The sequence below is a fragment of the Aureimonas ureilytica genome (genome assembly GCF_001475935.1).
Lineage (GTDB): Bacteria > Pseudomonadota > Alphaproteobacteria > Rhizobiales > Rhizobiaceae > Aureimonas > Aureimonas ureilytica_A.
The window spans coordinates 21,301-39,336 of sequence record NZ_LDQA01000070.1 but is presented as its reverse complement, the minus strand read 5'-3'; the positions used below and the strand labels follow the sequence as shown (position 1 = coordinate 39,336).

General features: G+C 63.3%; 24 protein-coding genes. 10 read left to right on the top strand and 14 right to left on the bottom strand.

All coding sequences use genetic code 11. From position 1 onward, the window contains the following. Nucleotides 1-4 precede the first annotated feature (4 nt). A complete protein-coding gene (locus tag NS365_RS24260; protein WP_153003885.1) occupies nt 5-1,204 on the top strand; it encodes a hypothetical protein in 1,200 nt (399 codons plus the stop codon). 134 nt (nt 1,205-1,338) lie between these two features. On the opposite strand, the gene NS365_RS21180 is transcribed toward NS365_RS24260, so the two are convergent. From NS365_RS21180 to NS365_RS24620, 3 genes are all read right to left on the bottom strand, one after another. Beyond that, a complete protein-coding gene (locus NS365_RS21180; RefSeq protein ID WP_153003884.1) occupies nt 1,339-1,662 on the bottom strand; it encodes a hypothetical protein in 324 nt (107 codons plus the stop codon). A gap of 150 nt (nt 1,663-1,812) precedes the next feature. Beyond that, nucleotides 1,813-2,133: a hypothetical protein gene (locus NS365_RS21175; protein WP_058602282.1), complete on the bottom strand. Its 321-nt coding sequence runs from the start codon at nt 2,131-2,133 to the stop codon at nt 1,813-1,815. Nucleotides 2,134-2,306: 173 nt separating this feature from the next. Next, on the bottom strand, nt 2,307-2,444 hold the full coding sequence (locus NS365_RS24620) for a hypothetical protein (protein WP_193753499.1): 138 nt from the start codon (nt 2,442-2,444) through the stop codon (nt 2,307-2,309). Between the two features lie 566 nt (nt 2,445-3,010). Here NS365_RS24620 and NS365_RS21170 point away from each other — a divergent pair. From NS365_RS21170 to NS365_RS21155, 4 genes are all read left to right on the top strand, one after another. Beyond that, complete coding sequence (locus NS365_RS21170; protein ID WP_058602281.1) at nt 3,011-3,640, top strand: hypothetical protein; 630 nt, start codon at nt 3,011-3,013, stop codon at nt 3,638-3,640. 57 nt (nt 3,641-3,697) lie between these two features. Continuing rightward, nucleotides 3,698-4,240 (top strand): sigma-70 family RNA polymerase sigma factor, encoded by a 543-nt coding sequence (locus NS365_RS21165; protein WP_058602280.1) that lies wholly within the window; start codon nt 3,698-3,700, stop codon nt 4,238-4,240. Next, a complete protein-coding gene (locus tag NS365_RS21160) occupies nt 4,230-5,000 on the top strand; it encodes an anti-sigma factor family protein (RefSeq protein ID WP_058602279.1) in 771 nt (256 codons plus the stop codon). The genes NS365_RS21165 and NS365_RS21160 overlap by 11 nt, the downstream gene beginning before the upstream one ends. A 64-nt stretch (nt 5,001-5,064) precedes the next feature. Continuing rightward, nucleotides 5,065-5,781, top strand: coding sequence for a Bax inhibitor-1/YccA family protein (locus NS365_RS21155; RefSeq protein WP_058602278.1), 717 nt, complete (start codon nt 5,065-5,067; stop codon nt 5,779-5,781). Between the two features lie 63 nt (nt 5,782-5,844). Here the strand turns inward: NS365_RS21155 and NS365_RS21150 are convergent, their stop codons facing one another. The 6 genes from NS365_RS21150 to NS365_RS21125 form a co-directional block, all read right to left on the bottom strand. Continuing rightward, a complete protein-coding gene (locus NS365_RS21150; RefSeq protein ID WP_058602277.1) occupies nt 5,845-6,501 on the bottom strand; it encodes a methionine ABC transporter permease in 657 nt (218 codons plus the stop codon). Then, nucleotides 6,482-7,558 carry a methionine ABC transporter ATP-binding protein gene (locus NS365_RS21145; protein ID WP_058602276.1) on the bottom strand — a complete coding sequence of 359 codons (1,077 nt, stop codon included), beginning with the start codon at nt 7,556-7,558 and terminating at the stop codon, nt 6,482-6,484. Before NS365_RS21145 ends, NS365_RS21150 begins: the two co-directional genes overlap by 20 nt. A 108-nt stretch (nt 7,559-7,666) precedes the next feature. Further along, nucleotides 7,667-8,509, bottom strand: a complete 843-nt coding sequence (locus NS365_RS21140; protein ID WP_058602307.1) for a MetQ/NlpA family ABC transporter substrate-binding protein — start codon at nt 8,507-8,509, stop codon at nt 7,667-7,669. A 183-nt stretch (nt 8,510-8,692) separates the two neighbouring features. After that, nucleotides 8,693-9,001: a hypothetical protein gene (locus tag NS365_RS21135; protein ID WP_058602275.1), complete on the bottom strand. Its 309-nt coding sequence runs from the start codon at nt 8,999-9,001 to the stop codon at nt 8,693-8,695. Between the two features lie 76 nt (nt 9,002-9,077). Next, nucleotides 9,078-9,440 carry a hypothetical protein gene (locus NS365_RS21130; protein ID WP_058602274.1) on the bottom strand — a complete coding sequence of 121 codons (363 nt, stop codon included), beginning with the start codon at nt 9,438-9,440 and terminating at the stop codon, nt 9,078-9,080. A 130-nt stretch (nt 9,441-9,570) separates the two neighbouring features. Next, complete coding sequence (locus tag NS365_RS21125; protein ID WP_058602273.1) at nt 9,571-9,927, bottom strand: hypothetical protein; 357 nt, start codon at nt 9,925-9,927, stop codon at nt 9,571-9,573. A gap of 512 nt (nt 9,928-10,439) precedes the next feature. On the opposite strand from NS365_RS21125, the gene NS365_RS21120 reads away from it, so the two are divergent. Both NS365_RS21120 and NS365_RS21115 read left to right on the top strand, forming a co-directional pair. Then, a complete protein-coding gene (locus NS365_RS21120) occupies nt 10,440-10,655 on the top strand; it encodes a cold-shock protein (RefSeq protein ID WP_058602272.1) in 216 nt (71 codons plus the stop codon). Nucleotides 10,656-11,036: 381 nt separating this feature from the next. After that, nucleotides 11,037-11,894: a hypothetical protein gene (locus NS365_RS21115; protein ID WP_058602271.1), complete on the top strand. Its 858-nt coding sequence runs from the start codon at nt 11,037-11,039 to the stop codon at nt 11,892-11,894. A 33-nt stretch (nt 11,895-11,927) separates the two neighbouring features. On the opposite strand, the gene NS365_RS21110 is transcribed toward NS365_RS21115, so the two are convergent. Further along, entirely contained in the window at nt 11,928-12,569 is a 642-nt protein-coding gene (locus tag NS365_RS21110; protein WP_058602270.1) for an MBL fold metallo-hydrolase, read from the bottom strand. Between the two features lie 211 nt (nt 12,570-12,780). On the opposite strand from NS365_RS21110, the gene NS365_RS21105 reads away from it, so the two are divergent. From NS365_RS21105 to NS365_RS21095, 3 genes are read left to right on the top strand one after another with little or no spacing between them, the layout of a single operon-like run. Next, on the top strand, nt 12,781-13,317 hold the full coding sequence (locus NS365_RS21105) for a MarR family winged helix-turn-helix transcriptional regulator (RefSeq protein ID WP_058602269.1): 537 nt from the start codon (nt 12,781-12,783) through the stop codon (nt 13,315-13,317). Between the two features lie 10 nt (nt 13,318-13,327). Next, entirely contained in the window at nt 13,328-14,041 is a 714-nt protein-coding gene (locus NS365_RS21100) for a response regulator (RefSeq protein WP_082640311.1), read from the top strand. A 25-nt stretch (nt 14,042-14,066) separates the two neighbouring features. Further along, the gene (locus tag NS365_RS21095; RefSeq protein WP_244493435.1) at nt 14,067-15,485 is read left to right on the top strand and encodes an ATP-binding protein; all 1,419 of its coding nucleotides are present in this window, start codon (nt 14,067-14,069) and stop codon (nt 15,483-15,485) included. Between the two features lie 18 nt (nt 15,486-15,503). Here NS365_RS21095 and NS365_RS21090 read toward each other — a convergent pair whose 3' ends face one another. The 4 genes from NS365_RS21090 to NS365_RS21075 form a co-directional block, all read right to left on the bottom strand. Further along, nucleotides 15,504-15,863: a tRNA-binding protein gene (locus tag NS365_RS21090; protein WP_058602267.1), complete on the bottom strand. Its 360-nt coding sequence runs from the start codon at nt 15,861-15,863 to the stop codon at nt 15,504-15,506. Next, the gene (gene proC, locus NS365_RS21085) at nt 15,860-16,684 is read right to left on the bottom strand and encodes a pyrroline-5-carboxylate reductase (protein WP_058602266.1); all 825 of its coding nucleotides are present in this window, start codon (nt 16,682-16,684) and stop codon (nt 15,860-15,862) included. The genes NS365_RS21090 and proC overlap by 4 nt, the downstream gene beginning before the upstream one ends. Continuing rightward, nucleotides 16,685-17,185, bottom strand: a complete 501-nt coding sequence (locus NS365_RS21080) for a YbjN domain-containing protein (RefSeq protein WP_058602305.1) — start codon at nt 17,183-17,185, stop codon at nt 16,685-16,687. A 466-nt stretch (nt 17,186-17,651) separates the two neighbouring features. Further along, complete coding sequence (locus tag NS365_RS21075; protein WP_058602265.1) at nt 17,652-17,939, bottom strand: accessory factor UbiK family protein; 288 nt, start codon at nt 17,937-17,939, stop codon at nt 17,652-17,654. Between the last annotated feature and the right edge of the window lie 97 nt (nt 17,940-18,036).

Here is an 18,036-nt window from a genome sequence, read left to right as displayed (position 1 = left end):
TAAAATGGCAATTTTTCCATACGGCGTTGTCGGTTTTGACGGAAAAGAACATCAATGGGCGACGGCAATTTACCATGAATACCCACTAAGAATCGACCCCGGCAAAGAACTTTCGAAAATTTTTGGGCGGAAATATTTGACCAGCCCTCACACGTGCATTCTGTGTGGCGGTGTAGTTATGCCGAACGAGATAACAAACGAAGAACACACTATTCCTAAGTGGCTAATGCGTTTCACTAATTCACACAACAATCAACCTTTAGAATTGCTTGAAAAAGAATCTGACAATATTACAAGGATTAAAACGACATTTGTTTCCCATGCGTTTTGCAATAGCCAGTTCGGAGAAAAAATTGAAATTCCGGGCAGCAAAGCGCTGAAGAAAATCTTCTCGCGCGACAAAATTAGCAGCAAAGATATACTATACCTACTCAACTGGATGGATAAGATCAGAACAACATACTATTTGAGTGTTGCCAGTGTAAGCGGCTTAATGCGCCAGCTTCGTTTCGGCCTAAACAACTACCCTCACATCAGAGTAGAAGCCGCCGACCGCCTTGTTTACCTGTTTCGAGTTGACGCTTTTTTCGACGAGGATCTATACGTATTTCCCTTTGATGATCACAATTATATATCCACCCCCTCCTGCTTCGCGATAAGGATATTCAACTTAATTTTAATCTCAATATCCGACATAGATCTGATCGGAGATTCGCTGGGACTCAAAAACATACATCGCCTTACGAACGATGGTAAATTCCTCCTGGAACGCAAGTTTAAAAAAATTAGCAACCAATTTACAGATAAAAAATTAACTCTTAGCGAGCCCCTCATTATTGGGCAAGCGATACGAAAGTACTATCCTATTTCTAATATCGCAGCCAGCTCGCATGCCTTGCATGAAGATGGGACTGGAAGAATCTTTTTGTATAGGAATGGAAAGCGCATCACATTTAAAAACGGAGATTTGATGCAAGATGAAATTCCCACGCTGCCTCATTTCGGAATGAATGCTAGGATTTACTTGGAAACTAAGGAATGGCTTTCCATTTTAAAGCTACGTCAAATCGCTAGGTCCAGAGCCCTTCCAAAGCCTGCGAATGGGCTAGCTTTTATGCAGTATTTTAGCCAACTTGAAAATGAATGCCGCGAAATAAGGCGCCATCTCAAACTCAAAAGCCCAAAAAATAGTTGGGTTCTTTAGATATTTTATTCTGAAGCTCCGATTGTTTTCCGTTAATATAATATAATAAGAAAGTATATTGCCTTAACAGGACAGGCTACTCAAGACAATCCAATAGTCGATCTAAGCCATCTTAACTGCTCAAATCGCCAGCATCACCACCCATCCCAATACCGATCCCGGCGGCGCTCCTGCCGCTCCCACCGACGCCGATCCTCCCGCTCCCAGCGCCGCTCCGCCCGTTCGCGGCGCTCGTAGCGCGGCTGCGGGGCCTGATAGCGGTAGCCCTGCCGGCGCACCTCGTCCGAGCTTTGCAGGCCGCGCGCGCGGTTGAGCTGGATCTGCGCATTCACCTGATCCTGCAAGCGTTGCTCGGCCGCGTTGCGCGGCGGGCCGGAGGGCAGCATCAGCTCTTGCGCGAGGGCCGGGGCGCTCGCGAACCCGAGCATGGCGAGGGACAGGAGAATGCTCTTCTTCATCGGACCCATTCCTGAACGTGGCTTCGAAGCGCAAAACGCCCCGGTTTGCGAAGGGTTGCGGCAGAGGCGGGATCGGAGGGAAAGGCGGACAGCGCCGCCCTCCGCATCTCCCGCAGGTGTCACGCCCTCGGCCGGGCGTGAGCGGCCTGTTTAGCGGTAGTAGCCGTCGCGATTGGCGCGGCGGATCGCGTGGTTGGCGCGGTCCTGCATCCGCTTGATCTTGTGCGCCGAGCGCGGGTCGATCCGTCCATTGTTGTAATAGCGGGCGCGGCGCTCGACGCGCTCGATGCGGCGCTGCTGGCGCTCCAGGCGCGCGGCCTCGCGCGGGCTGATGCGGCCGTGGCGATAGCCGCGCTCGATGCGCTCCTGCTGGCGATACTGGCGAACGTCGGAATGATAGCTCTGCGCGCTAGCGGGCACGGCGGTCGCGACGAGCAATCCGGCGATCGCGACGATGAGGGACTTCTTCATAGGTTCGTTCCTCCAACTGAACTGACCCGATGAAAGCCCCTCCCGCCTGAATGGTTCCTGAACCGGATATTCAGCCGGAATGATGGTTAAGCCGAGCTCGCCAGATTGGGCGGTCGGCTGGCCCCGCCGGATGCGGGCAGGGCCGAGGGCGATATCAGCCCGAAAGGGGTCGCTCAGCGCGGCGGGGCGTTCAGGTCGCTCGTGGCCTTTTCGCGCCAGCTGTCGCCGGGGGTGATCGGCTTGTTGATTTCCGCGCAGCCCGCGAGAAGCACGAGGCCGAGGAGGGCGCAGAGGGGTTTGATGAGGGACAAATCGGAACTCCGTGAGAGGAACGCTTCCGCGAATGCAGGGCTCTTGCGGCGGGGGCAAGGCGAATCAATCCCCCATCTCTCCCCGTCCCCGGAAAGCGGGGCACTCTTGCCCTCACCTGCGGCTCACGAAGGAGCGCGAATGATCACCGGGATCGTTCGGGGGCTGTGGGGCGGTGTCCGCGGTGCGTTGCCTTCCGGAGGCGGCGCGGCTCGGACGGTTCTGGCATGCCGGGCGGCCTCTCACAACGAAGGGGTTCGCAATCAGCGGCGCCCTGTTCCGGTGACAGCCCTCCCTCGGGATGACCGGGGTGCGGGCCGAGGAGCAGCGCAAGCGCGGCCCGGAAAGCGGACGGGGCGTTGGCAGCGCCTCGTGGGCCGGACAACACCGCGCGGGACGCCGGAAGCGGACCACATACATACTACAACGGAGGTTCGCCTCCGGCGTCCCGCCCGCCCTTCACCATGAAGGGCCTTTTGCTCTCCCCCGGCCGTCACAGGCGCGGGCCGTTTCCGCGCGCGCCCTATATGGAGGCTGACACGACCAGTCAGCCAAAGAGGGGTTCGGCATGAGCGACGAGACGGCACTGAACGAGATCGCGAAGCGCAACGGCTTTTCGGAAGGCGCGGCGCGCGCCATGGCCGACGCCATCCGCTCAGGGGGAGGCTCGATGGCGCAGTTTTCCCATCCCGAGCTCGGCGGCATGGGCCAATGGTCGCGCGGCGGCATGTTGATGATCTCGGCCATGAACGACCATGACCTGAAGGCCCGTGTCGGCCGCCTGGCCGAAGAGATCGCGGCCGGTGGTGTGACGGGCGGCGGCGGCGGTGGCCGGCCGGAGAGCGCGGCGAATTCCAGCAGCCCCTGGGCGCAGACCGGCAGCCTCAACGACAACCGCGCGCCGGGCGACGAGAGCGACAGCGCGCCGCGCGCCGCCTCCAACGGCAATTCGGGCCAGTGGTGGCCGGGCGATCTCGGCTCCCCCTCCTCCTCGGGCGCGCAGAACGGCGTGCGCTACGCCGCCTTCCCGAGTTCGCGCCGCCTCGCCATCGAGGAAGGCGGTAAGGTCTCGCTCTATGATACGGGCGACCACCAGATTTCGGGCGTTTCGCAGAGCCAGAGCGGCGGCGGGGTGGGCAGCCTGCGCTTCACCAGCCAGAAGGGCGACGTGGACCTCCAAAGCCTCACGCGTGTGTGATCGAAAAAAGCGCGGGGGTGCGGGATGGAATCCCGTTCCCCTCCGTATACGCGGGTGATGACGACGAAATCTTCGCCCCCGGATGTCCTTGGCCAGCTCGGCGCCCTGCGCCGCTACGCGCTGACGCTCACGCGCAATCGTGACGACGCCGAGGATCTGGTTCACGACACGCTGGTGCGGGCTATCGAGCGCCAGCACCAGTTCCGCCCCGGCCTCGCGCTGCGGCCCTGGCTGCTCACGATCCTGCACAACGGGTTCGTGGACCGCCTACGCGCCCGCCGCGCCGAGTCCCGCCGCGACGCCGAGATCTCCTATGCGGGCTCGGCCGAGCTGGGTCCGTCGCAGGATCACGCCCTGCGCCTCTCCGAAGTGCGCCGCGCCTTCCTGACCCTGCCCGAAGAGCAGCGCGCCGCGCTCCATCTCGTCTCGATCGAGGGCCTCTCTTACGAGGACGCCGCCGCCTCGCTCGGCATTCCCGTCGGCACGCTGGTCTCGCGCGTCTCTCGCGCCCGCGCCCGCCTTCGCGAGATGGAGAACGGTGCGTCGGCCGAGAGCAACGTCGTTCCCTTCAAGTCTGCGGGAGGTTCCGATGGCCGTTGATCCCATCCTCGAGGCCGATCTCGTCGCCTATGTCGACGACCGCCTGCCCCCGCTGCGCCGCATCGAGGTCGAGGCCTGGCTCGCCACCCGCCCGGACGACGCGGCCCGCATCATGGCGGACCTGCGCCTGCGCGACGAGCTGCGCCTCGCCGTCACCGCGCCGGATGCGCCGGGCAGCCGCGAGCTGGCCGACCTTGCCCGCCGACTTCAGGGCGGCCTCGGCCGTCGGCGCAAGCTGGATGTGCTCCGCCGCGTCGCCGCCATCGGCGTCTTCGTCGCGCTCGGCTGGCTCGCCCATGAGGGCACCGGGCCGCTCGCCGTTCGCCAAAGCGTTGCGTCCTCCGCGCCGCCGAGCTTCGTGGAAGAAGCGCTGGCCGCCCATCGCACCAGCGTCCTGCGCTCGGACATGGTCTCGCAGGTCGAGACGCCGCGCTACGACCCGGCCGAAATCAGCGCCGCGACCGCCATCACCATGCCGGACGCGCCGCGCGGCTGGACGGTGCGCGACGTGCAGGTCTTCCCCTCGCCCTCCGGGCCCAGCGTCGAGATCGCGCTGGCCGATCGCTCCGGCGAGGCCCTGTCGCTCTACGGCATCCGCCCCGGCACGTTCGAGGTGACGAAGCCGCAGACCGCCGTATCCGGCCCGCTCGCCGCCGCCTTCTGGCAGCAGGGGCCCATCGCCTACGCGCTGGTCGGCCCCGCCGGCGAGCGTGACGAGTTGAGCGATGCCGCCGAGCGGCTCGCTCGCAGCCTCTACTGAGCCCGACGCCCCTCCCAGGCGGAACGGCTCGGACCTCTCACCCGCGTTTCATGGAGTTACACCGATGAACACACCGCATTACGGCTGGGGCACGCAGGCCGCGCCTGCCTCCGGCGCCCTGTTCGACGAGGGCCTGCGCCAGCATATGCTGCGCGTCTTCAACTATATGGGCCTCGGCCTCGTTGTCACGGGCCTCGTCGCCTTCGTCGTCGGCAACACGCCGGCCCTCTACGTGCCGATCTTCAACTCGCCCCTGAAATGGGTGGTGATGCTGGCCCCGCTGGGCTTCGTTCTGTTCTTCTCGTTCCGCATTCATGCCATGTCGGCGGGCGCCGCACAGATGACCTTCTGGGCCTTCTGCGCCGTGATGGGCCTGTCGCTGTCCTCCGTGTTCCTCGTGTTCACGGGCGCCAGCATCGCCAACACGTTCTTCATTGCCGCCGCCATGTTCGGCGCGACCAGCCTCTACGGCTACACGACGAAGCGTGACCTGACGAAGATGGGCTCGCTTCTGGTGATGGGCCTGATCGGCATCATCATCGCCTCGATCGCCAATATCTTCATCGGCTCCTCGGCGCTTCAGTTCGCCGTGTCGGTGATCGGCATCATCGTCTTCGTCGGCCTGACCGCTTGGGATACGCAGACGATCAAGGAGCAGTATGCCGAGAACTTCTCGGCGGAGTCGCAGCAGAAGATGGCCGTGTTCGGGGCGCTCTCGCTCTACCTGAACTTCGTCAACATCTTCCAGCTTCTTCTGAACTTCACGGGCGAGCGCGAGTAATCGCTACCCGTCGGGACCGAACAAGAGGCCGCCGCGATCCCTTCGCGGCGGCCTTTCTCGTTGTCACTTGCGATGGTCGAGCCGGGCCACCAGCCGGTCGCCGCCCCATTGCAGAAGGCAGACCATGACGATCAGGATCGCGACCACCGCGACCATGACGCTGGTCTCGAAGCGCTGATAGCCGTAGCGGATCGCGAGATCGCCCAAGCCCCCCGCGCCGATGGCGCCCGCCACGGCCGTCGCGCCAATGAGCGTCACCAGCGTTACGACGAAGCCCGACACTAGACCCGGCAGCGCTTCGGGGATCAGCACCTCGCGCACGATCGTCCAGCGCCCCGCCCCCATGGCACGCGCCGCTTCCACCAGGTTCGGATCGACCTCGCGCAAGGAGACCTCCGCGATCCGCGCGTAATAGGGAATGGCGGCGACCGAGAGCGGCACGATGGCGGCGAAGGTACCGATCGAGGTGCCGACGACAAGGCGCGTGAAGGGGATCAGCGCCACCAGGAGAATGATGAAGGGCACGGAGCGGAAGGCGTTCACGACGCCGCCCAGAATGCGATTCAGCCAGAGGTTCTGCAGGATCGCGCCCCGATCAGTCAGAACGAGAAGCAGACCGATCGGCAGACCGAACGCAAGCGAGGCGAGGCCCGAGGCTCCGGTCATCAGCAGCGTCTCCCATGTGGAGCGCCAGAGAAGATCATACAGCGCGGCGGACATACCCTAGGCACTCCGTCTTGAGGGTTCGGGCGGCGAGGAAATCCATGACGGCCTTGAGGTCGTCCGGTCCGCTTTGCTCGACGCCGATGAAGAGACGACCGACCGGACGGCCCTGGATTTCGTCCACATGACCGCCGACGATGCGGGCCGGCCGGCCAAAGGCCTGCGTGAAATCCGAGATCACCGGATCGTCCGCGCGTTCTCCGCCGAAGTCGAGGCGCAGGACGGCCTCGCCGGGCGGCTTCGAAGAGAGGGTAGAGAGGATGCGCTGTGGCAGTTCGGGCGTGATGGATTGGAGTAGCCCGCGCGTCACCGGCGAAGCCGGCTCAGCGAAGACCTGCCAGACAGGCCCCTCTTCCGCGACGACGCCCCCTTCCAGAACCACGACACGGTTCGCGATGCGGCGCACGACTTCCATCTCATGCGTGATCAGAACGATGGTGAGGCCGAGCCTCTGGTTGATGTCGCCGAGAAGCGCCAGAATCTGCTCGGTCGTTTCCGGGTCGAGCGCGGAGGTCGCCTCGTCGGACAGAAGCAGAGCCGGGTCGGCCGCGAGGGCGCGCGCGATGCCGACGCGCTGCTTCTGCCCACCCGACATTTGCGCTGGAAAGCGCTCGCCGCGCCCGCCGAGCCCTACGAGATCGAGCAGCTCGGCGACGCGCCGCGTGCGCTCGGCCCGCCCAACACCGGCGATCTTGAGCGGCAGGGCGATATTCTCGGCGGCCGTGCGATTGGCCAGAAGGTTGAAGTGCTGGAAGACCATGCCGACGCGGCGACGCAGCGGCTGAAGCTCACGCTCGCTGAGGCGCTCGATCGAACGCCCCTCGACCTCCACTCGGCCTTCATCCGGCTGTTCCAGGCCGTTGATGCAACGGATCAACGTCGATTTGCCGGCGCCCGAGCGGCCGATAATGCCGAGGATTTCGCCCTTTTGAACGGACAGGTCGATCCCTCGCAGAGCTTGATGGGAACCGAAACGTTTGGAAACATCCGCCAACCGAAGGATGGGGGTCGTCCTATCCGGGCTGGGCGAGGAGCCAAGAGGTGAGATTGTCATGGCGATGCGATCACAGGCCTTTTTAAAACGAGAAGCGGGCGGCGGTTGCCCGGCAGGGCAGCCACCGCCCGTTCAAAACGGGTGGATTCGTTCAGGACGGGCTTGAGATCACCAAGCCGGCAGGGTCGTTCCCTTGTACCATGTGGCCAGAGCCTGCTTCACCGCGTCGGTCTGATAGGCGCTGACGAGCGTCTTGACCCAAGGCGCGTCCTTGTCCTGCTCGCGGACGGCGATGAAGTTGCGGTAGGGATTGTTTTCCAGAGGCTCCTGCGCGATGCGCTCCTTCTGGGGATCGATACCGCTCTTCAGTGCCCAATCCGTGTTGACGACGCCCGCGTCGAGATCGTCGATCGAGCGCCCCACGATCCCGGCATCCAGCTCGCGAATCTGAATGGTCTTCGGGTTGCTTTCGACATCGATCGCGGTCGCAAGAATGCCCGCGCCCTCGCGTAGCTTGATCAACCCCTGAGCTTGGAGAAGGTTCAGCGCGCGGCCGGCGTTCGACGGATCGTTGGGAATGCCGATCGAAGCTCCTTCGGGCAGGTCGGCAACGCTCTTGTGCTTGCGGGAGTAGAGGCCGATCGGCTGAATCAGCGTGTAGCCGACCGGCACGATCTTGTAGCCGTGCTGCTGCACCTGCGCGTCGAGATAGGGCTGATGCTGGAAGGCATTGGCCTGGATCTCACCATTCGCCAGTGACTCATTCGGCTGCACATAATCCGAGAACACCACGCGTTCGACGTCGAGGCCGTTCTTTGCCGCTTCCGCAGCTACGACCTTCCAGACCTCTTCATCCTCGCCCGCCATGATGCCGACCTTCACGGTTTCCGCGGCCTTGGCCTCGGAGCCCAACATGGCGCCGCCACCGATCAGGACGGCAGACAAGGTCAAGAGGCTCAGGACGGAGCGACGAGTCGCGGCAAGGGGCGAAAAGGCGACAGGAAAACGCATCGGAACTTTCTTCATCGGCTTTGGAACACGATCTCCAGCGGGTTTGACACTGGACGTCGGACAATTGAAAGGATGCCCTGCGATCTTTCCAACAACCATCGCCTATTTTCTGTGCCCTTTGCGCAAAAAAAGACCTGCCGCTCTCCGAGCAGCTTCGCGGATCGGGACGAGTGCAGGCGACCGTTACTCGGGATCTTGGCCCGGAACGATCCCTCCCGATGCCGTCGAAGCTTCGACCGTCGCGGTTTTGCCATTCACGAGCGGGACGCTGGACGGCTTCCCGCGCGCATCGCCGAGCCCGAACAGGAACGGAATGCCGTTGTTCTCCACGAGCGGCACGACGCGGCCATCGGGCCTGACATAATGACCGACCACTTGTTCGCGCTCGCGCGGCGAAAGCTGGAGCGTTTCTTCCGATGCGGCCGCGCTATCCACCACTGCCACAACGCTGAGGATCGCCAGTCCGGCGAACCAGAACCGAGAATGTTTCATGATATATGCCTTTCCTGGGCTGGGGTCCGACGCCGCGCACGCTGGCGCGCGGCTGTAAGGCGTCAGCTTCGAGACATCAGCGTACCGGCGCGCCGGGTGACGCGAGCGGAATGCCCGAACTGTCGTTCGTATCCGGGATGGCTCCGGGGATGCGGGTCAGCGTATTGCCGGCGGTTCCCGATGCGTCCGGGGCCATGACGCCATAGGCGCCGACACCATTGGCAAGGCCGCCCGGTCCACGCGGCAAATCCCGCTCCGCGCTGCCGCCATCGAGGCCGACACCCGGTAGTCCGGGCGCTTCCCGCGCGACGCTGCGGCCGGCTTCGACCTGCACCACGCCTCCATTGCGGGGAATGGGCGCGGAATCCTGTGCAGCCGCAGGCAAGGCCATGGCAACGGTCCATAGACCCAGAGCTACGATCCCGATGGGACGATTCATGATCTGATCCTTCGAAAAACATATGCGAGGAAACGGTCGCCGTCGGCCTGCCGTTCCTGCGAGAGAGACGAAAGCCAAAAGAAAAGGCCGCCCCGAAAGACGGCCTCCCCCTTCGAGATTTGACGTGAGATCAGTTCGGGCTCTGACCCGGAACGAGGCCGTTTGATGGGGTGCTTTCCTGGGCCGCTGCGGCCGCATTCGGGTCCATGCCTTGGATCTGGATTTCGCTCGGGTCACGATCGACCGAGCCGGTTGACATCGTGTCCGAGCCCTGCGGCGCCATAGCTCCATCCGACATCGTGCCGGTGGACGGGGCGGCCGACGTGTTACCCGTCGTGGCGGCGCGGCCCATCTGATCCGGCGTTGTCTGCGAGGCCTGCGGCATGACCGGCGCTGCGGAGGTGGACGCGCCATCGGTGGACTGCGCAAGAGCGGGGAAGGCCGCGATCGCGGCAAACCCGGTGGCGACGAGAATGGTCTTCAACATGGGGAGCTTCCTTCTGATCTCTGTTCGGCTTGCGAACGTTCGAGCGAGGAAGGCCTCCCGCATCGATAAGTTCCCCATATCAAGAAGGGTGACTTCACACTTCCCGGAAAGCAACGTGAACGCTCTTTCGAGAAACGATTCATGCAAGATTCGCGCGTCTATTCCTCAAAGCGCTTCTTCGGCCTCTTATCTGTCTGGAGTAAAACTCGATGACATATCAGAAGTTTGCGCGGATTTTTTACCGAGCGGTTCAAATCTCCATTTGTCAGATGACGTATAGGACAAGTGGGCGTCGAAAAACTTTTGCTTGCAAAGTCTAGAAACTCGTTTCACAAAGTTCGTGTTCGGGCAAATTCGCGAACTCGGGTAATGGACGAATTGCGTATCGGAGGCGCATCCTCCGGGTGGTCCGCGAAAGCGGGTCGCGATGTATCGGTTCCTTTTCCTCGCATCAAGACTTGCCTGCAATACAGATCAGGGAAACCTGAAAAGCATAAGGAAAAAGGTTCCACATGTCACAGACCGGTACAGTCAAGTTCTTCAATACCGAAAAGGGTTTCGGTTTCATCAAGCCTGACAATGGCGGCGCCGATATCTTCGTCCATATCTCGGCTGTTCAGGCCTCCGGCCTTCCCGGCCTCGTGGAAAACCAGAAAGTGTCTTACGACACCGAGCCGGACAAGCGCGGCAAGGGCCCGAAGGCTGTGAACCTCGAGATGGCGGGCTGACACCCGAACAAGACGCCGCCTCGGCGAGCGTTCCACAGTTTCAGCGGCTCGTTTGACCTCGTCAAACGGGCCGCCTTTCGTTTGACGCCGAACCATTTTCCGCCCCGTGAACTCGAGATCGCTCTGCGGCTCCGGCGCGAAGGACGGTTCACCGTGGACGTCGATCGTGACAAGGATCACATCGCCGTCGCTCAACGGTTCACGGCGGCAGCGTCCAACACCATGCGGTGCCCCTGCCCGATCTGCGCCACCGGTCGACAGGCCGGCTCCTCCACCCCATACCGGCCATAGACGCCACCGCCCCGTTCCAGATCGGAACGGCTTTCCTGGCACGCGCCTTGCTGTATCCTTGTTAACGAATCGTTAACACGAGATCAGCACATGCGGCTCCAGCACATCCTGTTTTCCATGGCCATGGCCGTGTCGGCAGCGCCCTCGGCGATGGCGGGCCGAGCCGTGGGTTCGGTCGGCTCCGTTTCGGACGGCGTTGAACTGGCGCGCTATCCCAGACTTCACGATCCCCATGGCGGCTACGGCTCGTATAGCGGCCGCCGTCACCATGGCTCGGTGTCGCGTCTGGAGGATGGCGGGTGGCCGGGATCGGAGGGCGCGCCGTATGGAACCTCCGGAACCGGGGGCGGCAGCATTTCGGTGATCCAGATCAATCGCGCCTTGGACGAGAAGCAGATCGCGCCGAGCTTCCATACTCTGCCCGGCGCACATGCGCCGAAGATCATCGATGTGGAAACGGCTCGTCTCGACCGGCGACCCTACGGCCCGGACGGGCTGGACATCGTGTATTCCGGCACCACCAAGATCATTCGCATCAGCCCGGATTTCCGCCGCGCGTCACCTGAAAAGGACGATGTGCAACTCGGCCGCGCGCCGGGTTCGGTGGAGTTCGCCAAGCTCAGCCCGGCCGAACAGGCCGTCACCGTCTACCCGGACCCGGACGTGCCGGTGGACAAGCCCGAGCCCGCTCGTCCGCAGGCCCAGATGCCGGACGCCATGCGCGTGCCCGTGCCCACGCCCGCTCCGGAGGGTGGACGGGTAGCGCAACGTGCCGCGCCCACCGCCACGCCTGCTACGCCCGCCAAAGCCTCGTCCGGCTTCGAGCCCTGGACGGAGGACTGGCTGCGCGACTGCGTGTCTCGCTATCCGAACTTCGATGCCTCACTCGGCACCTATACGGACGAAACCGGTCGCCGCCGCTTCTGTACGGGCGACGCCGCAAACTGACGAGGCTCCGTTTCAAAACGGAACAACGCGGTCTCAAACCAGGAACGGATTGCTTCGGCGTTCGGTGCCGAGGCGGCTTCCCGGACCGTGTCCGCAGATGAAGCCGACATCGTCTCCGAGGGGCAGAACCTTTTCGCGGATCGAGCGCAGAAGCGTGGCGTGGTCTCCGCCCGGAAGATCGGTCCGCCCGATCGAGCCCGCGAACAGAACGTCGCCCGCATGAAGAAAGCGGGCGGCGCGGTTGAAGAAGACGACATGGCCCGGCGAATGGCCTGGCGTATGCAGGACTTCGAACTTGTGAGAGCCGATGGACAGCGTCTCGCCCTCGCCGAGCCAACGGTCGGGCACGGCGTTGCGCACGCCACCCGACAGGCCGAACATGCGGGCCTGATCTTCGAGCCGGGACAGAAGCGGCTGGTCGTCACGATGCGGGCCGATGATGTCGACGCCGGTTGCATCCTTCAGGTCCATCGCGCCGCCGGCATGGTCGATATGACCGTGAGTGATCCAAATCGCCTCCAGCGAGACCCCCAGACGATCCAGCGCCGCGAGAATATCAGGCACGTCGCCGCCAGGATCGACCACGACGCCGCGCTTCTCGTCGGCATCGAAGAGGATGCAGCAATTTTGCTGGAAGGGCGTGACAGGCACGATCTCGATCGACAGGCGGCTCATGGCAATCCTCCGGCACTCGCGGCCTCCTGGGCCTAACATGGAGCGGCAGGAAGGGACAAATGGATGACGGCCGTTTGGGCGACATGTTTCAAAACGGTACACTCCCTCGTTCCGTTGTCCTGCCATGCGAGGTCTCGGCGACAGGCTGTTCCAAGAGAATGGCAGGGTGTAACAATCGACCAACAAGACGTCATGGTTGCTGACTGAATCGATGGATGCCGCATTGCCCGAAACTCTCCGGCCAGAGAGCCCTCGCATCGTGGAAGAGCCCCTGCCGACGCGCGGCGAGCTGGACTTTCGCCTGATCGAGTTGTTCTTCTTCGCCTATCGCGAATTCACGGCCGATGCGGATTCCATTCTGGAGCGCTACGGGTTCGGACGGGCGCATCACCGCATCCTGCATTTCGTCAATCGCGCGCCGGGCATGACGGTGGCCGATCTTCTGGAGCTTCTGCAGATCACCAAGCAGTCGCTGTCGCGCGTGTTGCGCCAGTTGATCGACGAGGAATTCGTCGTCCAGGTGCAGGGAAGCGACGATCGAAGGCAGCGGCGGCTCTATCCGACGGAAAAAGGCCGTACTCTGACGCTGGAACTGTCGCGCGCGCAGGTTCGCCGGATCGACGCGGCGTTTCGCGAGGCGGCGGTGGACGATCCGGGCCGAGTGAACGATTTCCTTCTGGAAATGAGCAACGACCGGAAGGCGACGCGCGACTGGTTTACGCGACAGGGCATCGGAAGGGAGACATGAGGCCGTGACATTGTCCGAAAGCGTGGCGCGCCACGCGGCTCTCGATGACGACGCGCCGCATCTTCTCGTGGTGGATGACGACCGGCGCATCCGCAGTCTCCTGTCGCGGTTCCTCAGCGAGCGCGGCTTTCGCGTGTCGGTCGCAGCCGACGCCGCCGAGGCGCGGCGCATCCTGACCGGGCTCGACTTCGACCTGATGATCGTGGACGTGATGATGCCCGGCGAAAGCGGGCTGGACCTCACGCGTTCGCTCTCGGCTATCAGAGACATTCCGATCCTGATGCTGACGGCGCGCTCGGAAACGGACGACCGCATTCTGGGGCTGGAAGCGGGCGCGGAGGATTATCTGTCCAAGCCTTTCGACCCGCGCGAACTGCTGCTGCGCGTCAACAACATCCTCAAGCGCGGCAACACGCAGCCGATCCAAAAGGTGGAGCATGTGCGCTTCGGACCGTTCAGCTTCTCCCTGTCGCGCCGCGAGCTGAAGCGCGGCGCCGAGATCATCCGCCTGACGGAGCGTGAACAGGACATCATGGTTCAGTTCGCCCAGAAGGCAGGTGATACGATCCACCGTCAGGACCTGCTCGGCGGTGAGGCCGATGTCGGGGAGCGGACGGTGGACGTGCAGATCAACCGGCTGCGCCGCAAGATCGAGAGCGATCCCGCCAACCCGCTCTGGCTCCAGACCGTGCGCGGCATCGGATACCGGCTGAACGTCGATTGACCCCGGCAACAGGAGCTTCGGCGCGATGACGCTGTTCGAGCGCTGGCGCACGGAGCGGTGGCCCTCCCTGCCCGGCCTGAGCTTTTTGAAGAAGCCCCGCATCTGGCGCGGACCCTTTCGGCACGTGCCGCGCTTTGTCTCCCGCCGCACGCCCAAGGGCCTTTATGCGCGCTCGCTGATCATCATCATCGCGCCCATGGTGCTGCTGCAATCCGTCCTGGCCTTCGTCTTCATGGAGCGGCACTGGCAGACGGTGACGCAGCGCCTGTCCACCGCCGTGGTGCAGGACATCGCGGCGATCATTGATATTATCGATCAATACCCGCAAGACCCGGAATTTCTGACCATCAACCGGATCGCTCGGGAAAGGCTCGGGCTGAACGTTCTCGTCCTGCCGCCCGAGCCCCTGCCACCACCGGCGCCCAAGCCCTTCTTCAATATTCTCGACAGCATTCTGTCGGAGGAGCTGACGCGCCAGATCGGGCGTCCGTTCTGGATCGACTCCGTGGGCGAGTCGCGCATCCTCGAAATCCGCATTCAGCTGCCGCATCATCTCCTGCGCGTCTTCGCGCCGCGAAACTCGGCCTATGCGTCGAACACTCATATCTTCCTGGTCTGGATGGTCGGGACGTCGGCGGTGCTTCTGCTGATCGCCATTCTGTTCCTCCGCAACCAGATCCGGCCCATCCAGAAGCTGGCTCAGGCCGCCGAAGGGTTCGGGCGCGGGCTTCCGATGCCCGAGAATTTTCGCGTTCGGGGCGCGTCGGAAGTGCGTCGCGCCTCGGTCGCCTTCATCCAGATGCGAGACCGGATCGAGCGTCAGATCGAGCAGCGCACGCAGATGCTCAACGGCGTCAGCCACGATCTTCGCACCGTTCTCACCCGCTTCCGGCTTCAGCTCGCCTTGCTCGATGAAAACGAGGACCGTCAGGAACTCGAGCAGGACGTCGACGAGATGGGTCGAATGCTCGAAGGCTATCTCGCCTTCGCCAAGGGAGAAGCGGGCGAGGATGTCGGCGAACTCGATTTGGAGCGGCTTTTCGCCCGTTTCGAAAGCGAAGCGGCGCTGAAGGAGCGCTTGATCGAAACCGACATCCTGGGCGATCCGCTGATCACCGTTCGGCCGGACTCGTTCACTCGCCTCATCGGCAATCTCGTGGCCAATGCCATGCGGCATGGAACGCGGGTGCGCCTGACAGCCCGGCATGACGACCGCTGGCTGACGATCTCCGTCGAGGATGACGGGCCGGGCATTCCGGCCGATCGGCGCGAGGACGTGTTCAAACCCTTCGTTCGGCTGGACGAGGCGCGCAATATCGACGCGGGCGGCACGGGCCTTGGCCTCGCGATCGCCCGAGACATCGCTCGCAGCCACGGCGGCGACATCCTCTTGTCCGAATCCACACTGGGCGGACTTAAAGCCATGGTGCGCCTTCCCGTCTGACGGGATGGCGCGCTCGGATCAGAAAAGACGGCCGCCGTTCGGCACGGGATGGCTGAGGGCCGCGAGCACGACATGTCCGTCCGCATCGGGGAAACCCAGCGTCAGCACTTCGGAACGCATCGGCCCGATCTGACGGGGCGGGAAGTTGACGACCGCCATCACCTGACGCCCGACCAACTCGTCCGGGCTATGACGTACCGTGATCTGCGCCGAGGACTTCTTCTGCCCGATCTCGGGTCCGAAATCGATCAGGAGGCGGAAAGCAGGCTTGCGCGCCTCAGGAAACGGCTCGGCCGAGACGATCGTCCCGACGCGAATATCCACCTTCTCGAAGTCGTCGTAGGTGATGGATGCGGAGGGCGTGCTGGCGTCACTCATCCCTGCGCCAACTCTTCGGCGCGCGTTTTCGCGGCGGCGACGGCGCGCGTGAGAAGCGGGCCGAACCCATCGTCGGCCATCAGAACTTTCAAGGCCGCTTCCGTGGTGCCCTTGGGCGAGGTCACGTTGCGGCGAAGCTGGGCCGGCTCGTCCGTAGAGCGGATCATCAGCTCGCCTGCCCCGGCCACGGTATGGCGCGCGAGGCGCATCGCGAGCGCGGGTTCGAGACCGGCCGCAACGCCCGCTTCCGCCAAAGCTTCGGCCAGCAGGAAGACATAGGCCGGCCCGCTGCCGGACACGGCCGTCACCATGTCGATCTCGGCTTCGCCCGGCACCCATTCCACCGGGCCGCTGGCGGAGAGAAGTCGGTCGGCCAAAGCGCGCTTGCTCTCGTCCACGCGCGCATTGGCAAAGGCGCCCGTGATGCCCCGACCGATCAGCGCGGGCGTATTGGGCATGGCACGAACCACGGAATGCGCGCCGAGCAGGCCTTCGATGGAGGCTACGGTGCGACCAGCCGCCACCGAGATCAGCAGCGTGTCGGCGCCGACAGCCGCGCCAAGCTGAGAGGCTGCCTCGTCCAGCATCTGAGGTTTGACGGCGAGGACGATCACATCCTGCACCTCGTCCGGCGCGGCGGTTCGATGGTGGACACCCGCTTCGAAGAGTTCCGCCAAGGCGTCGTTCGGGCTCGGATCAACCACGGTGACGCTGGCGGGGTCGAGCCCCGCCGCGATCCAACCGCGCAGCATCGCGCCGCCCATATTGCCACCGCCCAGCAGCGTCAGCCGCCCCGCCGAAAAACCGCTCGTCTGACTCATTCAGGCATTACCCACTGTATCGAACACTGCGCAGGCCAAGGCCCCTTCCGCGTCGCGATCCGCCCAGAGCACGAACTGGAAGGCCTGATAATAGCGCTCGCACGCCTGCAAGGCGGCGGCGAGAAGCCGCTCGGCCTGCTGACCGGTCGGCTGCGCGCCACCCGGCAAAAGCATCGTGTGGCGGAACATGACCGCGCCTTCGGAGGGCCAGAGGTCGAAATGGCCGAGCAATTGCTGCTCGTTGATCCTGGCAAGAAGACGCAGCACCTCGCCCTCGCGGCGGGCCGGCACCTTCATAGAAAATGCACAACCAAGGTGTAGGACTTCCGCGTCCTCCATCCAGGAGAAGGACACGGCGTAGTCCGACCAGACGCCCGCGACGGAGACTTCGATCTCATTGTCGCAGGGGCGCTCGAAGGCCCATTCGCGCCGCGCCGCGACATGCTCGATCACGTCCACCGGATTGGTGTGACGTCTCGGTTCCCATTCCGCGAGTTGCATTTCATTCCCCACAAGCCGCACCCGATGCGGGATCGGCAGGCGCCGCACGCGACCCGCCCTCCGCAAGACGCGTTCCTCGCACGCCCCGCTTCCGCATTCCGGCCGATCCGCCGCCGCGGCGAATCAACCTTATGAATCAGTGTATAGAGCGGGATTCCGGATGCCAGACGGCAGCAGGCATTTTAATGGTTTTCAAACGCCTTTCCCCATCCCTCTCCAGGCGGTGCGGGCCGTAAGCGACTCCCCGAAAAGCACTTTCCGATTCGCAAGCGAGCGGAGACTTCGCTCAACAAATCTGTGCAAAGCCTGTGGATAAAATTCGAGAGGCTTTCCCCTTGGTTTCAACGAGGCGGAAACAGGGCTCGGGCGACCGGAGGGCACGTGGGAAATGCCCCATGCGGCAACAAAAAAGGCGACCCGGATCGCCTCCGAATCGCCTCGCTTAAACTCGAACAGACGGTCGCGCTTACATCGCGTCCGGCACGTCGGCGGGCTTCACGCCGCCGCCGAGCTTGGCTTCGAGATCGGCGATGCGCTTCTTCAGTGCCTCGTTCTCCATACGCGCCTTGGCCGCCATTTCGCGCACGACTTCGAACTCCTCGCGCTGCACGAGGTCCATCTGGTTGATGAAGCGCTCACCCTGGGTGCGGAACACCGTCTCCATCTCGCGCCGCACGCCCTGGGCCGCGCCCGCAGCGTCCGTCATCATGCGGGCGAACTCGTCCAACATGCGGTTCGGTCCTCGGTTGGTCATGGCTGGCTCCGATGGCTGCAACTCACCTTGAGGTAGGCGGTCGGGCCGCGCTTGGCAATGGAGCCGGCATGGGTTGACCGTGACGGCACACCGTCGC

What these genes read in the sequence shown, in the direction of transcription:
- NS365_RS24260 (WP_153003885.1), top strand. Translation starts at nt 5, where the DNA reads ATGGCAATTTTTCCATACGGCGTTGTCGGTTTTGACGGAAAAGAACAT.
- NS365_RS21180 (WP_153003884.1), bottom strand. Translation starts at nt 1,662, where the DNA reads ATGAAGAAGAGCATTCTCCTGTCCCTCGCCATGCTCGGGTTCGCGAGC.
- NS365_RS21175 (WP_058602282.1), bottom strand. Translation starts at nt 2,133, where the DNA reads ATGAAGAAGTCCCTCATCGTCGCGATCGCCGGATTGCTCGTCGCGACC.
- NS365_RS21170 (WP_058602281.1), top strand. Translation starts at nt 3,011, where the DNA reads ATGAGCGACGAGACGGCACTGAACGAGATCGCGAAGCGCAACGGCTTT.
- NS365_RS21165 (WP_058602280.1), top strand. Translation starts at nt 3,698, where the DNA reads ATGACGACGAAATCTTCGCCCCCGGATGTCCTTGGCCAGCTCGGCGCC.
- NS365_RS21160 (WP_058602279.1), top strand. Translation starts at nt 4,230, where the DNA reads ATGGCCGTTGATCCCATCCTCGAGGCCGATCTCGTCGCCTATGTCGAC.
- NS365_RS21155 (WP_058602278.1), top strand. Translation starts at nt 5,065, where the DNA reads ATGAACACACCGCATTACGGCTGGGGCACGCAGGCCGCGCCTGCCTCC.
- NS365_RS21150 (WP_058602277.1), bottom strand. Translation starts at nt 6,501, where the DNA reads ATGTCCGCCGCGCTGTATGATCTTCTCTGGCGCTCCACATGGGAGACG.
- NS365_RS21145 (WP_058602276.1), bottom strand. Translation starts at nt 7,558, where the DNA reads ATGACAATCTCACCTCTTGGCTCCTCGCCCAGCCCGGATAGGACGACC.
- NS365_RS21140 (WP_058602307.1), bottom strand. Translation starts at nt 8,509, where the DNA reads ATGCGTTTTCCTGTCGCCTTTTCGCCCCTTGCCGCGACTCGTCGCTCC.
- NS365_RS21135 (WP_058602275.1), bottom strand. Translation starts at nt 9,001, where the DNA reads ATGAAACATTCTCGGTTCTGGTTCGCCGGACTGGCGATCCTCAGCGTT.
- NS365_RS21130 (WP_058602274.1), bottom strand. Translation starts at nt 9,440, where the DNA reads ATGAATCGTCCCATCGGGATCGTAGCTCTGGGTCTATGGACCGTTGCC.
- NS365_RS21125 (WP_058602273.1), bottom strand. Translation starts at nt 9,927, where the DNA reads ATGTTGAAGACCATTCTCGTCGCCACCGGGTTTGCCGCGATCGCGGCC.
- NS365_RS21120 (WP_058602272.1), top strand. Translation starts at nt 10,440, where the DNA reads ATGTCACAGACCGGTACAGTCAAGTTCTTCAATACCGAAAAGGGTTTC.
- NS365_RS21115 (WP_058602271.1), top strand. Translation starts at nt 11,037, where the DNA reads ATGCGGCTCCAGCACATCCTGTTTTCCATGGCCATGGCCGTGTCGGCA.
- NS365_RS21110 (WP_058602270.1), bottom strand. Translation starts at nt 12,569, where the DNA reads ATGAGCCGCCTGTCGATCGAGATCGTGCCTGTCACGCCCTTCCAGCAA.
- NS365_RS21105 (WP_058602269.1), top strand. Translation starts at nt 12,781, where the DNA reads ATGGATGCCGCATTGCCCGAAACTCTCCGGCCAGAGAGCCCTCGCATC.
- NS365_RS21095 (WP_244493435.1), top strand. Translation starts at nt 14,067, where the DNA reads ATGACGCTGTTCGAGCGCTGGCGCACGGAGCGGTGGCCCTCCCTGCCC.
- NS365_RS21090 (WP_058602267.1), bottom strand. Translation starts at nt 15,863, where the DNA reads ATGAGTGACGCCAGCACGCCCTCCGCATCCATCACCTACGACGACTTC.
- proC (WP_058602266.1), bottom strand. Translation starts at nt 16,684, where the DNA reads ATGAGTCAGACGAGCGGTTTTTCGGCGGGGCGGCTGACGCTGCTGGGC.
- NS365_RS21080 (WP_058602305.1), bottom strand. Translation starts at nt 17,185, where the DNA reads ATGCAACTCGCGGAATGGGAACCGAGACGTCACACCAATCCGGTGGAC.
- NS365_RS21075 (WP_058602265.1), bottom strand. Translation starts at nt 17,939, where the DNA reads ATGACCAACCGAGGACCGAACCGCATGTTGGACGAGTTCGCCCGCATG.